Origin of the sequence: Amedibacillus dolichus DSM 3991 (assembly GCF_000154285.1) — a bacterium.
Classification (GTDB): Bacteria; Bacillota_I; Bacilli_A; order Erysipelotrichales; family Erysipelotrichaceae; genus Amedibacillus; species Amedibacillus dolichus.
This window is the reverse complement of record NZ_DS483470.1, coordinates 16867-31500: the sequence shown is the minus strand read 5'-3', so window position 1 is coordinate 31500 and position 14634 is coordinate 16867. Positions and strand designations below refer to the sequence as shown.

Genomic DNA, 14634 nt, shown 5'->3' with positions numbered 1-14634 from the left:
CATCAAAACCCTTCTGCTTCTTTTAGTATAGCATAAATATTGCTTTGCAACTCTTCTTTATCGCCATTATTCCATAAAACACGATCGGCTTTTTCTACCTTGACAGCTTGTGGAAGCTGCTTACGCAAGCGTGCCTTTGCCTCTGCCTTTGCTACATGGCGATGCTGTTGCAATCGCTTTAACAACAGCTCCTCATCGGCTGCCACTACCCAAACTTCATCAAAACAGCTTTCCCAGCCAACCTCATACAAAAGAGGAACCTCGACAAAAACAAGCGTTTCTTGCTGTAGCTGTTCCAATTCCTGTTGAAGCCTTGCTTGAATCAAGGGGTGTAAAATAGCCTCGATTTTTTCTTTATTTCCCGCCTCTTGAAACATCAAGACACTCATTTTCATACGATCGACATCACCCTGTGCATCGCATATCGTATCTTTAAATTCCGCTATCAAGGCTTGATATCCCGCATGTCCCTTCATTAACAATTCGTCGTTGATACGATCGCAATCCAAGACGTGATAACCTGCATTTTTCAACATCTCGATCACACTGGATTTTCCTGCTCCCATGACACCGGTAATTCCGATTTTTTTCATCGCTTTTTCTGACATGTCGGACAATAATACGTTCCTCTTCCTGCCACGGTAATCTTTTTAATCTCTCCTTGACAGTTTGGACATGCCTCTCCTTTCCTTGCATGCACCTTCAGTTTCAGCTGAAAGCGTCCATCTACCCCCAAGCTCGATGTGTACGAGCGAATCGTTGTTCCTCCGGCACGTATCGCTCCGCTGAGTATTCTTCTGGTTTCTGTTATCAAAACAGCAAAATCTTTCTTACGCAGATGCGATATCTTTGTTTCCGGGTGCATGCGCATCGCATAACAAATTTCATCTGCATAAATATTGCCAATTCCCGCCATCACGCTTTGATCCAACAGGACTGCCTTTAAGTAGGTCTTTTTCTTATGCAGCATACGGTATAAAGAATCCGCACAAAGTTCTTCATCGAAGGCATCGGGACCGATATGTGCAAAGCACGGGTATTCCTGATAGTTCTCCAATTTAGGATAAAGCACCATTTTGCCAAACTTTCGTGTATCATGATAGCGCAATTCACGTCCATCAGATAACGAAAAGATAACATGTGTATGCTTATCGTATGGCTCTTGTGGAGCTTGCACATAAAACTTTCCTTCCATTCGCAAATGAACGATAAAATCATAACTTCCTAGATCAAACATCAAATATTTTCCATGACGATGATAGCCTTGAATCTTTTTATGCCTTATCGTTTCGATAAAGGCTTGTGTATCCATAGCAATAATATTATCCCACAGTACGCGACAATCCATGATTTCAATCTGTTGTAATTGATGCTCCAAAGTGCGCACTACGGTTTCTACTTCTGGTAATTCCGGCATCGTTTCACCTACTTTGCATCATACCATGTTTTGCCAAAGCTAGCTTCTGCAATCAAAGGTACCCGCAGTTGCATCGCCTGCTGCATACCCTGCTCAACAATATCTTTCATCGTATCCAGTTCATCATCGCAAACGTCAAAAATAAGCTCATCGTGGATTTGTAAAATCATTCTTGATTTTACCTTTTTTTCTTTCATCGTCTGATAAATATGCACCATCGCTAATTTAATCAAATCCGCAGCACTTCCCTGAATCGGTGCGTTCATCGCCGCACGCTTTCCAAATTCACGCATCATATAATTTTTATCGTTGATTTCTTTGATATAACGACGTCGTCCAAACATCGTCTTAACATAACCGTTTTCCTCACAGAACGCAATGGTATCGTCCATAAAGGTTTTAATATTAGGATAGGAGGCAAAATATTTATCAATAAAGCGCTTTGCTTCCTTCATTGTTATTCCCAACTGTTCACTTAAACCGAAATCACTTTGTCCATATACAATACCGAAATTCACGGTCTTGGCACTGCGCCGCATATTGCTATCGACATGATCATGATCGACATCAAAGATTTGCATAGCTGTTTGGTTATGAATATCAATGCCTTGATTAAAGGCTTGAATCATCGTCTTTTCATTGGCCATGTGTGCCAGCATTCTAAGCTCGATCTGAGAATAATCGGCAGACATCAGCGTATGCTGAGGACTAGCAACAAAAGCCTTACGGATAACCTTTCCTTCCTCATCACGTACCGAAATATTTTGTAAATTCGGTTCACTGGAGGACAAGCGTCCGGTTTGCGTCTGAATCTGATTGAAAATAGTATGAATCTTTCCGTCCTTTAAAATATGCTTGCTCAAGCCGACGGCGTATGTGCTGTAAATCTTTTGATATTTTCGCTGTTCCAACAAAAGCGAAATGATTGGGTGCACCGGCTTCAGCTTTTCTAAAACATCGGCACCTGTACTGCGCTTCTTTCCACAAGGAAGGCCTAGCTCATCATAAAGTACAACAGCTAACTGTTTAGGTGAATTGATATTAAATTCCATACCGGCATATTCATAAATCTGCGCGTTAAGTGCTTCAATCTTTTTCCCCGTTGCTTCCGCAATTTCCTGTAAGGTTTCGACACTGGTGTGCACCCCTTCCTTTTCCATAGCGTACAACACCTCAACCACCGGCATTTCGATGGTATCATACAATTCCTTCATATCCTTTTGCTCCAGCTCATCAAAGAGCTGCTGTTCAATGTTGGCAAGGTTTTCAGCACATTGCATCGCATAGGCAGCCGCATCTTCCTCAACCACCAATTTCGGTTTTCCCTTCTTTCCGAAAACATCTTCCTTGCTAAGTGTGCAGTCAAAGGCATACTTTTCCGCCAGCTTATCATAATCAGATATCATTCCATCTAGTAAAAATGCCTCCAACATTACATCGCGATGTACAGGTACAAAGGCAATATGGTTGCGATGCCATGCATGATAAACATTTTTCGCATCATATACGATTTTCCCGTTGTCGGTATGAATATACTCCAATAAAGCAGTATCGTTTTTTGCATCTTCCAATGAAATATATTCACAATTGTTTCCATGAGCAATCGCAAATCCATACAAGGTTGCATCATAATAATTTTCAGCATCAAGATTAGCATACAATACACTTCCATCGACCAAAAGCTCTTTGGAAACGCATGGAACGACATTACGTTTTCCTTCCCGTTTTACCTCTTCCTTTTTCGCACTTGCTTTTGCAAAACTGTTCATTTCATATTTCACAAAAAAGTCATGCAAAGTTGTACTCGGTTCTACTCGCTTGCAGGTTTTCATATCCACCGGAATCTTCGCATCGGTTTTAATAGTTGCTAGAAACTTAGAAAGAAAGGCACTTTCCTTACCGTTTTCCAATTTTTCCTTCAGTTTTCCTTTTATTTCCGCAATATGCTCATATACATTATCAACACTTTGATATTCCTTTAATAGCTTAATCGCTGTCTTTTCACCGATTCCCTTAACACCGGGAATATTATCGGCACTATCACCCATCAAAGCCTTTAAATCAATAATCTGCTGCGGACAAAGCGTATAAGTCTCCATCAGCTGTGCCTCGTCCATGACTTCGATTTCACTGATTCCTTTTTTCATCAAATATACATCAGTCGTTGGATCGATCAGCTGCAATAAATCCCTATCACTCGATAAAATATGAATAGCTAATTCTGGGTGCTGCTTCGCAATCGAACCGATGATATCATCTGCCTCAATCCCTTCACATTCATAGCGCTTGATACCTGCCGCATCTAAATATTCACGTACAATCGGAAATTGCACGATCAGCTCCTTATCCAATTCCTTTCGTGTTCCCTTGTATTCTTTATAGGTTGTATGTCGAAAAGTCGGCTTACCGGCGTCCCAAGCAACAAACACATAATCGGGGTCAATCATATCCAAAGCCTTATTTACCATGGTGATAAAACCATAGACTGCATTGGTTGGAATCCCATTGCTCGTTGTCATCATACGTCCGTAAAGCGTTGCGTAGTAGGCACGAAAAAGCATCGAATTTCCATCAATTAAAAGCAGTTTTTCCATATCGTATTTTCCTCCAAAGTCTGTTTTTATTTTACCACATATTCCAAGCTGAACCCAGTCTTTTTGCTTTTCTAAAAAGAAAAGGCCTTACGACCTTTTGTTTACATTCCTTCCAATGTTTTTAAATTCTCATACATAAGCGATAAATAATCCTTCCCGGCTTCCTTATCCGCATCGGAAATACTTGACAAATTATGCAGTGTAACCGGAACCAGCCCCAACTCATCAATCAGCTGATTTTGCAGTTCCAACATATCCTGCGCTAAATTCTCCTCAATGGCAATATAGCGCACCTGATCTTGCGAGATACGTTTTTTAATGGCAGCCAACTGTTCCTTATTCGGCAACACTCCATATTTGGATAAGGAAATCGGATATACCTGAATATTATAAGATTTCTGCCAATTTCCAAAGCTTGGTGTCATAGCTACAAAACGCAGATTTTCTTTTTTTGTCGCAACCTCTTGAAAATCCGCATCTAAACGTGCCAAATCCAATTCCAACACATCATAGTTTTCATCAAAAATAGCTTTATATTCCGGATACAGCTCTACCAAGCAATCACGGATATCACTTGCCATACTCGTCATGGCAACCGGATCCATCCATAAAATCGGATCCTCCTGATATTTATCTATACCCGAAAAGACAGTCCCCTCGTAGTACTCACTTTCTACAACGGTCGTTTCTCCATTTACCTTAATCGGTGTATAACGCTTGAAAGGATAAATTGCACTCTTGGTTGCCAAATTAAACAAGGCAACACCGCTATCGTGAATTTCCTCTGTATATAGCTCCATATACGGCTCTAATTCACCAATATAAAACAATATATCACTGTTTTTCAAAAGCTTTTTATAATTGTTTTTTATAGAGGCTCTTTGAATTAGACCATCTTCGGATATCATATTTACCTCTACATAAGCACCGCCGATACGCTGTGCCAAATATTGTACCGGATAAACAGTTGTCGCAACACTAGGCTTCTTATCCTCACACCCGCTTACCACCAAAAGTGCCAGCAGACATGAAAGCACGGCTTTCCATTTCATCAAGCACCAGCCTCCTATCTTTGTTTTAGATTATACCACAAAGATATGTATCCGACTAGGGTTTAAAGCTTCCAAACATACGCCGCAGCCATGCCTTCTCATCTATCCAATGCCCGTTTTTTTCAATGATATTGTAACGTCCGCGATATAAATCACTTTGGTGATGAAGCAGTGGCAATTCATTGCTCGCATGCACATAGCGATAACAATAAAATGCCAAGCGATCATAAGGTAACTGAAGCCATGTCATGATTAACTGAACAGCTAAAAAAAGCTCAATAACAAGCGCACTCCACCCTTTCAACAAAGATGATACGACAATCCCAAGCAATATCGCCATAGAGGTCGCAAGCGTCCACTTCTGTGCTTTTTGATACGTTAAAAAGCTATGAAAAAAGCTTTGTAAAAGCCTACCGCCGTCAAGTGGATAAATAGGCAGTAAATTAAAGACCATAATATTGGCATTGATCATTTTTAAATACTTCGCAAACCCATCGGAAATAAGACCGATGCTTGCCCAATGCGGAAACAATACCACAAAAACAAGTTGACTGAGCGGACCGGCAATAATGATAACAATTTCCTTAATCAATTTTCCATGACCGATATTTCGAATGCTTGCGGATAAACCAAAGGGATAGATTACGATTTTTTCAAACTCATATCCCATAAGCCATGCGACAAGAATATGTGCACATTCGTGAAAGGATAAAATCAGAAAAATAAAACACATATATTTGGTAAGATGAAGGTAGATAAAAAGCGGAAGTGCCACTAGCCAAAGCTTAGAAATACATAGCTTATACTTCAAGTGCTTCATGTAAGCTTACATTTTTATGATCCTTCACCGGCTGTATGGTAAGATAACCCTCATACGTACCTAACACCTTATCCTTTAAGACCCGCTCATCTTTTTTCAAATGAACCTCTACCATATTGCCATAAGTAACTACCACGCCGTTATCCTGCCGAATCGTAATACTGCTTTTGGCCTTACTCTTTTCTACATGCAGCACTACACCATGCTGTAAATTATAAACCATATTCGAGCCATTGGAATATTGATTATCCTTTAACAATGCATAAGACGGAGTTGCACTGACAGCCTCTTCTTGTAACGAAAACCAGTTTTCAAAGGGCAGCCAGCTCCCTAAGTCTTGTAAACGAAAATCACCTACGGCAGCCGGTAATGAAACAAGCTCTAATTTTTGATTCAATAGCAATGCCAAGGTAAGTACACACATACCCATCACAAGCATAACGATATGATATAGCAAGCGTGCGAGCCTATGTTCTCTTGGCTTTTCTTTGGTTCGTCGCTGACGAATGCGTCTATGCAACGCATCGATATCGTTCATAGCTTCCCTCCTTTATGCTACAGTATATGACAGCCTCACAAGCATAGAACAAAAAAAGAAATCCGCTATTGGATTTCCTTTGCTTTACTAAGAGCCAGCTTGGTCGCTATCGGTCCGATCAACTCATAAATAACCGTACCACACAAAATAATTGTTTGAATCATAGCACCATACTCCGGTACTACGCTCATGGCAGTAGAAGCCAAGCCAATCGCTACTCCGGCTTGAGGTATCAAGGTATAGCCGAGATATTTTTTAACCGTTGGCTCAACATGACAGATCACACCGCCAAGATACGCTCCAAGCACCTTACCGACAACACGAAAAATAACATAAAGTACACCAATCATACCAACCCCAGCAATGATACCGACATTTAAATCTGCACCGCTTAAAAAGAAAAATAACATAAAGATCGGAGCACTAATGCGATCGGTTAGCTCAAACACCTGTTCATACACATCACTGATATTCACATAAACCGCTGACATCATCATACAGCATAACAAATTGGACAAGCCCAACATATCACATAAGCCAAGTGTAACAAATACCATTGCTACAGCAACGCTTAAACGATTGTTACGAGATTTAAAATGCTTTGTTAAAAGCGCAAAAAGGATTCCAAGGATTCCTCCTAAAAGAAATGCACCGCCAATTTCAAGCAATGGCTTTCCCAACGCTAAGATAAGCGAACTGCCGCTTGGATCCTGGATAGCTTTGGCAATTGCCACACTGATACCGAAGCCAATCAAAGCAACCGCATCATCAATCGCCACAACCGGAAGCAGCGTTCTTGTTAAAGGACCCTCTGCCTTATATTGCTTAACGACCATCAAGGTTGCCGCAGGGGCAGTAGCAGCCGCTATTGCTCCCAGACACAATGAAAACGCAACATCATGCCCGCTCAAAATCAAGACAAGATCCACTACCAGTACCGCACCAACACCTTCCAATATCGCAATAACGATTGGAGCCTTTCCGACTTTTTTTAAATACGATAACTTAAATTCCGCACCGATAGATAAAGCTATGAAGCCTAAAGCGACCTCTGGAATCAGCGATAATTGCTCCACCATATCCGCTGGTATGATTCCAAGACAATACGGTCCTACAAGCAACCCCATTAGCAAATAGCCGGTTACATTGGGTAGCTTTGCCAGCTTAACGATGCGTCCGGCAAGTAAGGATAACAAAATACATAGTGCTAAGATAACAAATATATTTACTTGCATGTGTCATCAACCAATCCTTCACAATGCTGCACCGGTAAACTTAACATAATGCCGGTATTCGGCTTTGATAAATCTCCGATAACCTGCTTGATAATCTTACTGATTAAAGCAAGCTGCTCCTCTTTTACTACCATTAACAGCACCTTGCTAGGCTGCTTATGATTGGTAGCCATGAGTGTTCGCAAAGCACCGAACATCGGCATATCGTCCATATCCGCTAATGCTTCTCCCATTCCATGACCATCTAATGTCGTAGCACCCTTAATCCCCTGCTCTGCAAGCTGCTTTAAAAGCTCCTCTACTTTATCAATATCTTTTAAAATTAAAATCAACAACTGCATATCATCACTTCTTTCTTTTTTTTCATTATACACCCTTACATCAAAAAAAAAGAAAGAAATTGAAAAAGCCAGCATAAAAGAAGCGTATTCTCCTATATATATTTTTGAGTATTTATAGTTTTGAAGAAAACACCACAGCGTTTTAATATGTAGTTTATTTTTTTAATTTCGTCAGTTACTTGAACAACAAGCGATTGCATTACATAACTATTCATTAAAAAAAGATAGCTTTATGCGCTACCTTCGTTGTTATTTTCTTCTTTTTTAACCTCAATGATCGTTTTAATGATGATGGCAACCGGCATCGCCAGCATAATGCCAACCCAGCCCATGATCACTCCGCCAGCAAAAATTACAAATAAAGTTACCAATGGTCCAACCGCAGAACGTTTTTCATGAACAAGCGGAGAAATAACATAAGCGTCCATGTGCGATAATACAAAAATACCTAGCAGCAACAACAGGATCCGCAGTGGTGAAAGCGTTAATGCCGTAATAATACCAATACTATTGGCAATCGTTCCACCCAAATAAGGAATCAATGAACCAAGACTTGATAAAATACCAATAATTACCCAATCCGGATGTCCGATCAAATAGTAAAATGCCCAATATTCAAATAGCTTAATAAGCATAATTACAATCATGGACTTCAAATATACCGTTACATTTTCATCAATTTCATACAAATATTTCTCACTGGAAGGAAACAGAGCTACAAATGTACTCTTTATATTATGACGGATCGTTTTGAAATCTGCCAACATATAAATTGCAATAATAATAGAAAATCCAATCGTTGTTACACTGTCTACAAGTACGCTCATAATGTTTGGCAAGGTTGCTACAAACTGAGGCAGCCAACCCTCATAAGCTGAAATCATATTGATAATATTTTTCGTCAAGTTGTCAATCAATGAGAAATTTTCAAACTGCCCGATTTCTTTGATCTTATCACTGATCCAAAGCACACCCTCTGTCATGGACACAATAAAGCCACTGATTTTATCATAAAGCAAGGGCATAAGCACAATCAAGAGAATTGCCAAAAAAGCAATTGCAACTCCCCATAACAAAACAATAGACACATTTTTTGACAAACCCTTTTGCTGTAAAAAACGAACCATCGGATACATGACATAAGCAATCACCAAGCCAATGAGGAATGGCTTTATAATTGATAAGACTATCGCTACCCAACTTCCCCAATATGCCTGTGTCGCTAACAACAAATATAAAATAAGCAAAACTGCAATGACCTTCACAAGCTTTTGAATGGTACACTTCTCATCTAATTTCTTAAAAAACTGTTTTAGCATGCCCATCACCTTCTTCATACGTGTTTAACATGTGTTATTTTAGCACGTATTATCAAAAAAAACCAGTCTGCTCACCAAAGAGCTTAGATAGCAACGTATGCTTCGTACATCTTGGTAATGGAACAGTCTCGCCCATCATTCGTTTGGCAATGCTCATAAAACAGGCATATAAACGCTGTTCCCGATGCAAAGTAACAGGAAGTCCTCGATTATTCGCCTTTTGCATCAATTCATCTTCAAACACATAGCCCAAAAAATCAATTCCTAACCACCGCTTGGCGTCCTCCAAAGATACACTGATTCCTTTTTCCACACTACGCATGCTGTAACGATTAACAACAAAGCTAATTGAAACAAGCTGCTTTTGCATCATACAGCCGATAATACGATCAGCATCTTGCAAGGAGGTTACATCTAAGGTCGTTACTATAATTGCACGAGCGGCACATGCCAAACAAGCCTGAAATCCCTTTTCGATTCCTGCCGGTGCATCTAATAATACATAATCAAAGCTCTGTATAAGTTGATTGGTAACAGCCTTTAGATCCTCTATCTGAAAACGATCAATATGTAAATTTTTGCATGCCGGAAGTAAATATAGATCCTTCTCCGTCTTATCTTGCAGCATTGCTTGCGACAAAATACATCTACCTGCCATCACATCACCCAAATCATAAATGATACGATTTTCCAACCCCATCATAACATCTAAATTACGCAGTCCTAAATCAACATCAATCAAGCAAACACGCTTGCCAAGCTGCGCGAGTACCATTCCGATATTTAATGCGACACTGCTTTTTCCAACGCCGCCTTTACCAGAGGTAATTGCAATTGCTTCTCCCATGATTTCTCCCCCTTCACCATTTCAATCTTCAGTTCTCGCTTTTCATAATATACTTTACACGGTGAAAAAATTGTCAAATTTTGAAATCTTGTATCGTGGATTCGGACATTTGCACATAAAGAAGAAGCATATAATACACAATCGGCATATAAAAAATCCAATACTCCTTGTACATGTCCCAATACATATAAATTTGCTTTTGCGCAAACAGATACCGATTTTTCAATATTACCGAATAGGATAAGCGGCTCTGTAAACTCGTATTCGCGTGCATAACGCAGATTTCCCTCATGAATACCTATTGATGGCTGAGGCATCTCATCAAAACCTAAAATTTTAAGATTTATTTGTTCACAAAGCTTAAATAAACGAACAAGATCCTTCTGTGTTAGGTTCTCTATATGAAAAAAAGCCTCAAACCGAGCTGTTCTTATACAACATTGTTTGAGTCTTTGTGCTAATTCATCAAAAAATAAATCGGCATCGTCATAAACAGCAAAAACATGATAGCTTCCCTTTACTGCTTTGATTTTAATCTGAACCATTCTACGCGTTCCCCCTTGCGTACCCGTAATGCCTTAACCTCCAAATAATCATCTTTAATCCGTATTAAAAAGATAACGATCATCGCCAAAATCGCATTGGCAAGTAGTGTCAGCAATTCATAACTTGCTGCCCACTCAAAAAAGGTTAAGGTCGTTGCTCGCTGTACGATCTGATATAAATATACCAAATAGTCTTTGACGAAAATTGTAACAATACAGAGAACAAGACACTCTAACAGCGTATCGGTCAAATGCTTTGTCCAAATTCGTAACAAAGCAGCCACAATCAAAAATACGATTGCATACACTAAAAAGTCTTTGGCAAATAGAAAGTCATAAATCATGCCAAACCCAAAAGCAAACAGGCAGGTATTGATCCAATCAAATTTACGTACCGTCAGCATAATGGCACAAAAACCCATATTGGATACAAACAAAAGTCCCTGCATTAGAAAATCACTTGGAAATAACACCATCAGAATTTCATCACATAAAAAGCAAAAACCAACAAACAGTGCATGTATCATCATGATGCATCACCCTTTGGTACAACAACGGAAACATATTCAAAGGATTGGAAGTTTTTTATCGGCTTTGCATAAATCGTCTGCCCTGTTTGACTGATCAATGCCTGCACACTTTCCACCTCACCAATCAACAGACCGCTTGGATATACTCCACCGTTACCGGAGGTCATGACTGTCATTCCTTTTTTTATTTCAGCACCTTCATCAAACAAAGTAATGACATAGCGTCCCTTTCCTACATCATAGCTCTCTAAAATCCCCATGCTGGCATTTCCATCTTCATCTAACACCTTAATCGAAACAGTATTTAATTTGTCTTCAGAGGTTAAAAGCTTTACCTTGCTTGTATATTTTGAAACCTCGACAACCTTTCCAATCAAGCCCTCAACGCTGACAACAGCCTGATCCTTTTGGATTCCATCTTTTTCTCCTACATCAATTGTAATGGTATTATTCCATGTAGTAACATCACGATCAATAACATTTGCCCATGTGTGAGAAAAACGTTCGTCCTCATCACTTATTTTAAGTGCTTTGCTAAGTTCCTCATTTTTCGCTTTCTCGTTTTCGTATTTCGCTTTATAGGACGGATTTTTACTCAATTCATAACGCAGTTGATCATTTTCTTCATGTACCTGCCACAAATTAGCAAAATCCGTTGTAAAGCCTCGTATGGTTTGTAAAGGATAATCTATCATAGAATACTTCAACATACTAATACCATCATAAATAAAATTACCGGTTGTAGAACCGCTAACGACACGCAAGATAATCCCTAACGTTAAAAAGGTGATAATGACACCTAGGATAATTTTTTGCAAACGATTAAATTTTGACACCTGATCACCCGATTTCTTTCGCATTTATTATAAAGGGTATCTCGCAATAGTTCAATCACTTCTGCATTTTTGTAAGAAAGACTTTATATTTCCCGCATATATCCCTCCTCCCTCAAACTCACATAACGATTGCCTCCAACAACGATATGATCCAAAAGCGGTATGGAAACAAGCTGTCCGCATTCCATAATCTGTTGAGTTATCGCAATATCCGCATCACTTACCTGAGGATTCCCGCTTGGGTGGTTATGCGCACAAATAATTTTTGCACACCCAATACGCATAGCTTCCTTAAAAATTTCTCGTGGGTGGACATTAGCAGATGTTAAGGTACCGACAAATAATGTTTTATAAGCAAGAATTTGATTGCGCTGATTTAAAAATACTACCAAAAAATGCTCTTGCTGCTGAAACCCGATTTGCTGCATCAGCCATTCACTCAATTTCTGTGGTGATGAAATAGCTTCACTTTCCTTTAAAACATCAAAAGCTATACGCTTGCCTAGCGCAAAAGCTGCCTGTAATTCAATCGCCTTGGCTTGTTTGATTCCATCAATTTCCATCAATTCTGTTAAAGAAGCTTGTCCCAAGCTTCCAAGTGAAGAATATCGGTTCAACACCTCATCTGCTAACTCCAAAACCGATTGACTGCGAGTACCGTTACGTAGTAGCAAAGCAATCAATTCTCGATTACTTAATGCCTCAATTCCATGCATCAGTGCCTTTTCGCGCGGACGTTGATGCAACTGCATTTCTTTTACCTTCATTCATTTAGCCTTTCCAATACCTCATCTATTTTATGTTCTTCAATCAAAGCTACCAATTCGGGATCCTCAATCGTTACCTTTTTCATTATGTAGTTTTGTTGAAGCTGCGAAAGCTTATCTCCATTTGCCTGCGTTTCCTTTTCCTTACGGCTCACTCCGCTTACCACCGCCTGCAAGCCGTCCTTTTCAAAAGCATACGCTTCCAGCCCAGCCTCCTGCAAACGTTTCATCATACTTTCCACACCAGATGCTTGTTCATATAAACCTACTTGGTTCATATATAAAACAATTTTTTTATCTTGTGGTGAAACAAATGCTACCGTAAACAAAAAGTAATAAATAAGTGAAAAAATCACGGAAAAAAACACTGCAAATAAAATGATGATCTTTTTATTCTGCATACACTCACCTCACCAAACCTTATGTAAAATCTCATAAGGTTATAACCGAAGCGACAGGAAAGGACAAAATCACCTCCTATTAGGTTATACGAAAAGATAAGATAAAAGTATTGAACGATTCACTTTTTTAATAAACCGATTGGCTTTATACTTCTTCTAAAAGCTTAAACCCGATAATAAAAGTTATACTATTCGCAAAAGCATATCTTTAGCTTTAATGTATAAAAAAAACGCCTAAGCAATAGGCGTATCATACTCATGGCGGAGAGCATGAGATTCGAACTCACGGTAGCTTTCACTACGCCACCTTTCCAAGATGGTGCCTTAAACCACTCGGCCAACTCTCCAAGGTTACTTATATAATTTTACTTATAAAAACAAGAAAGTCAATATCCTCACATAACTTTTTTACAGAATATTGCCTTTCTTTTTTTCGTTACTCTCTTTACAACCAAGACAAGCTATGGATTTACACAAAGAAAACCCTAAAGCACTAACCGATTTAATATTTAATCTTCTTAATTCTTCCAAACCCAATAGTACCGGGACCGGTATGCGACATGATAACCGCTTTAAATTCTCTTTGTTCAACCGGCTGACCTGTTGCTTCTTCAAGCAATACCTTAAGTTCATCACTTACCGCCCGATTGTCAGCATCAATGATCATCCAATCATAATCCTTTGGATCTACACCATCAAGCACATAAGAAATACCTTCCTTGTATGCTTTTTTCAAGGTTCGTACTTTATCTACCAAATCGATAGCTCCATGCTTCACGTTTAATAACGGTTGAATTTTCAATAAGCCGGCTAAAGCTGCAGCCGCCGGAGAAATACGTCCTCCGTTTTTTAATGCAGTTAATGTTTCCGGAACCAAAATAGCAAGCAATTCGCCATCTCGTTCGAAAATTTCCTTTACCTGTGCACAAGTATAACCTTTGTCAAACATGTCTCTTGCCGTCAAAAGCATTTTTACTGTCGGATAGCACACAAATTCAGAATGCAATACCGTTACTCGTCCTTCATAAGCCTCTGCCAACTGTATGGCAACCTGACAGGTGCCGGACAAGGAATACGTTAAAGGAATGTAAAAAACCTCATCGTATTCTTTTAACAATTCGTCCCACATCTTAGTTAAATCACCAATAATCGGCTGTGCCGTCTTAACAACGACTCCTTCACGCAAAGCCTTAATAATTTCACTTTCTTCAATTGTTTCTTCTTCAATATATTCTTTGCCATCAATAATGATTGGCATTCGTACCACATGAATATCAAGCTCTTCCGCCTGTTTTTTTGAAATATCTGCACTTGAATCGCACATTAACGCAATCTTCTTCATTGGATATCACCTTCTTAAAAATTATAACAAGTTTTTCTTTAAAATACAAT

General features: G+C 39.3%; 16 protein-coding genes and 1 tRNA gene. All 17 read right to left on the bottom strand.

Features of this window, described 5'->3' with window-relative positions; all coding sequences use genetic code 11:
* Positions 1-2: 2 nt before the first annotated feature.
* Complete coding sequence (coaE, locus tag EUBDOL_RS01660; RefSeq protein ID WP_040462919.1) at positions 3-593, bottom strand: dephospho-CoA kinase; 591 nt, start codon at positions 591-593, stop codon at positions 3-5.
* Complete coding sequence (gene mutM / locus EUBDOL_RS01655) at positions 590-1417, bottom strand: DNA-formamidopyrimidine glycosylase (RefSeq protein WP_004797882.1); 828 nt, start codon at positions 1415-1417, stop codon at positions 590-592. The genes coaE and mutM overlap by 4 nt, the downstream gene beginning before the upstream one ends.
* Before the next feature lie 8 nt (positions 1418-1425).
* Positions 1426-4011: a DNA polymerase I gene (gene polA / locus EUBDOL_RS01650; RefSeq protein ID WP_004797880.1), complete on the bottom strand. Its 2586-nt coding sequence runs from the start codon at positions 4009-4011 to the stop codon at positions 1426-1428.
* A 101-nt stretch (positions 4012-4112) separates the two neighbouring features.
* The gene (locus EUBDOL_RS01645) at positions 4113-5063 is read right to left on the bottom strand and encodes a metal ABC transporter substrate-binding protein (RefSeq protein WP_004797877.1); all 951 of its coding nucleotides are present in this window, start codon (positions 5061-5063) and stop codon (positions 4113-4115) included.
* Positions 5064-5118: 55 nt separating this feature from the next.
* Positions 5119-5883: a M50 family metallopeptidase gene (locus EUBDOL_RS01640; RefSeq protein WP_004797876.1), complete on the bottom strand. Its 765-nt coding sequence runs from the start codon at positions 5881-5883 to the stop codon at positions 5119-5121.
* Positions 5864-6421: a peptidoglycan DD-metalloendopeptidase family protein gene (locus EUBDOL_RS01635; protein ID WP_004797875.1), complete on the bottom strand. Its 558-nt coding sequence runs from the start codon at positions 6419-6421 to the stop codon at positions 5864-5866. The genes EUBDOL_RS01640 and EUBDOL_RS01635 overlap by 20 nt, the downstream gene beginning before the upstream one ends.
* A gap of 65 nt (positions 6422-6486) precedes the next feature.
* Positions 6487-7656 carry a cation:proton antiporter gene (locus EUBDOL_RS01630; protein ID WP_004797874.1) on the bottom strand — a complete coding sequence of 390 codons (1170 nt, stop codon included), beginning with the start codon at positions 7654-7656 and terminating at the stop codon, positions 6487-6489.
* The gene (locus EUBDOL_RS01625) at positions 7647-8072 is read right to left on the bottom strand and encodes a P-II family nitrogen regulator (RefSeq protein ID WP_004797872.1); all 426 of its coding nucleotides are present in this window, start codon (positions 8070-8072) and stop codon (positions 7647-7649) included. The genes EUBDOL_RS01630 and EUBDOL_RS01625 overlap by 10 nt, the downstream gene beginning before the upstream one ends.
* Before the next feature lie 155 nt (positions 8073-8227).
* Positions 8228-9316, bottom strand: a complete 1089-nt coding sequence (locus tag EUBDOL_RS01620) for an AI-2E family transporter (RefSeq protein ID WP_040462894.1) — start codon at positions 9314-9316, stop codon at positions 8228-8230.
* 52 nt (positions 9317-9368) lie between these two features.
* Entirely contained in the window at positions 9369-10163 is a 795-nt protein-coding gene (gene minD / locus EUBDOL_RS01615; protein ID WP_040462893.1) for a septum site-determining protein MinD, read from the bottom strand.
* Positions 10100-10708, bottom strand: coding sequence for a hypothetical protein (locus EUBDOL_RS01610; protein WP_004797867.1), 609 nt, complete (start codon positions 10706-10708; stop codon positions 10100-10102). The genes minD and EUBDOL_RS01610 overlap by 64 nt, the downstream gene beginning before the upstream one ends.
* On the bottom strand, positions 10681-11238 hold the full coding sequence (locus EUBDOL_RS01605) for a hypothetical protein (protein WP_004797866.1): 558 nt from the start codon (positions 11236-11238) through the stop codon (positions 10681-10683). The genes EUBDOL_RS01610 and EUBDOL_RS01605 overlap by 28 nt, the downstream gene beginning before the upstream one ends.
* Positions 11235-12074, bottom strand: a complete 840-nt coding sequence (gene mreC / locus EUBDOL_RS01600; protein WP_040462914.1) for a rod shape-determining protein MreC — start codon at positions 12072-12074, stop codon at positions 11235-11237. Before mreC ends, EUBDOL_RS01605 begins: the two co-directional genes overlap by 4 nt.
* Before the next feature lie 83 nt (positions 12075-12157).
* Positions 12158-12841, bottom strand: coding sequence for a RadC family protein (gene radC, locus EUBDOL_RS01595; protein WP_004797862.1), 684 nt, complete (start codon positions 12839-12841; stop codon positions 12158-12160).
* Entirely contained in the window at positions 12838-13242 is a 405-nt protein-coding gene (locus EUBDOL_RS01590) for a hypothetical protein (RefSeq protein WP_004797860.1), read from the bottom strand. The genes radC and EUBDOL_RS01590 overlap by 4 nt, the downstream gene beginning before the upstream one ends.
* A gap of 259 nt (positions 13243-13501) precedes the next feature.
* Positions 13502-13589: transfer RNA gene (locus EUBDOL_RS01585), tRNA-Ser, on the bottom strand.
* Positions 13590-13744: 155 nt separating this feature from the next.
* The gene (locus EUBDOL_RS01580; protein WP_004797857.1) at positions 13745-14584 is read right to left on the bottom strand and encodes a DegV family protein; all 840 of its coding nucleotides are present in this window, start codon (positions 14582-14584) and stop codon (positions 13745-13747) included.
* Between the last annotated feature and the right edge of the window lie 50 nt (positions 14585-14634).

Bases quoted from the DNA above. Each gene is read 5' to 3' on its own strand.
- minD (WP_040462893.1), bottom strand. From the start codon at position 10,163: ATGGGAGAAGCAATTGCAATTACCTCTGGTAAAGGCGGCGTTGGAAAA.
- coaE (WP_040462919.1), bottom strand. From the start codon at position 593: ATGAAAAAAATCGGAATTACCGGTGTCATGGGAGCAGGAAAATCCAGT.
- EUBDOL_RS01630 (WP_004797874.1), bottom strand. From the start codon at position 7,656: ATGCAAGTAAATATATTTGTTATCTTAGCACTATGTATTTTGTTATCC.
- EUBDOL_RS01590 (WP_004797860.1), bottom strand. From the start codon at position 13,242: ATGCAGAATAAAAAGATCATCATTTTATTTGCAGTGTTTTTTTCCGTG.
- EUBDOL_RS01580 (WP_004797857.1), bottom strand. From the start codon at position 14,584: ATGAAGAAGATTGCGTTAATGTGCGATTCAAGTGCAGATATTTCAAAA.
- EUBDOL_RS01645 (WP_004797877.1), bottom strand. From the start codon at position 5,063: ATGAAATGGAAAGCCGTGCTTTCATGTCTGCTGGCACTTTTGGTGGTA.
- EUBDOL_RS01610 (WP_004797867.1), bottom strand. From the start codon at position 10,708: ATGGTTCAGATTAAAATCAAAGCAGTAAAGGGAAGCTATCATGTTTTT.
- EUBDOL_RS01635 (WP_004797875.1), bottom strand. From the start codon at position 6,421: ATGAACGATATCGATGCGTTGCATAGACGCATTCGTCAGCGACGAACC.
- EUBDOL_RS01625 (WP_004797872.1), bottom strand. From the start codon at position 8,072: ATGCTGGCTTTTTCAATTTCTTTCTTTTTTTTTGATGTAAGGGTGTAT.
- EUBDOL_RS01605 (WP_004797866.1), bottom strand. From the start codon at position 11,238: ATGATGATACATGCACTGTTTGTTGGTTTTTGCTTTTTATGTGATGAA.
- EUBDOL_RS01640 (WP_004797876.1), bottom strand. From the start codon at position 5,883: ATGAAGCACTTGAAGTATAAGCTATGTATTTCTAAGCTTTGGCTAGTG.
- mutM (WP_004797882.1), bottom strand. From the start codon at position 1,417: ATGCCGGAATTACCAGAAGTAGAAACCGTAGTGCGCACTTTGGAGCAT.
- radC (WP_004797862.1), bottom strand. From the start codon at position 12,841: ATGAAGGTAAAAGAAATGCAGTTGCATCAACGTCCGCGCGAAAAGGCA.
- EUBDOL_RS01620 (WP_040462894.1), bottom strand. From the start codon at position 9,316: ATGCTAAAACAGTTTTTTAAGAAATTAGATGAGAAGTGTACCATTCAA.
- polA (WP_004797880.1), bottom strand. From the start codon at position 4,011: ATGGAAAAACTGCTTTTAATTGATGGAAATTCGATGCTTTTTCGTGCC.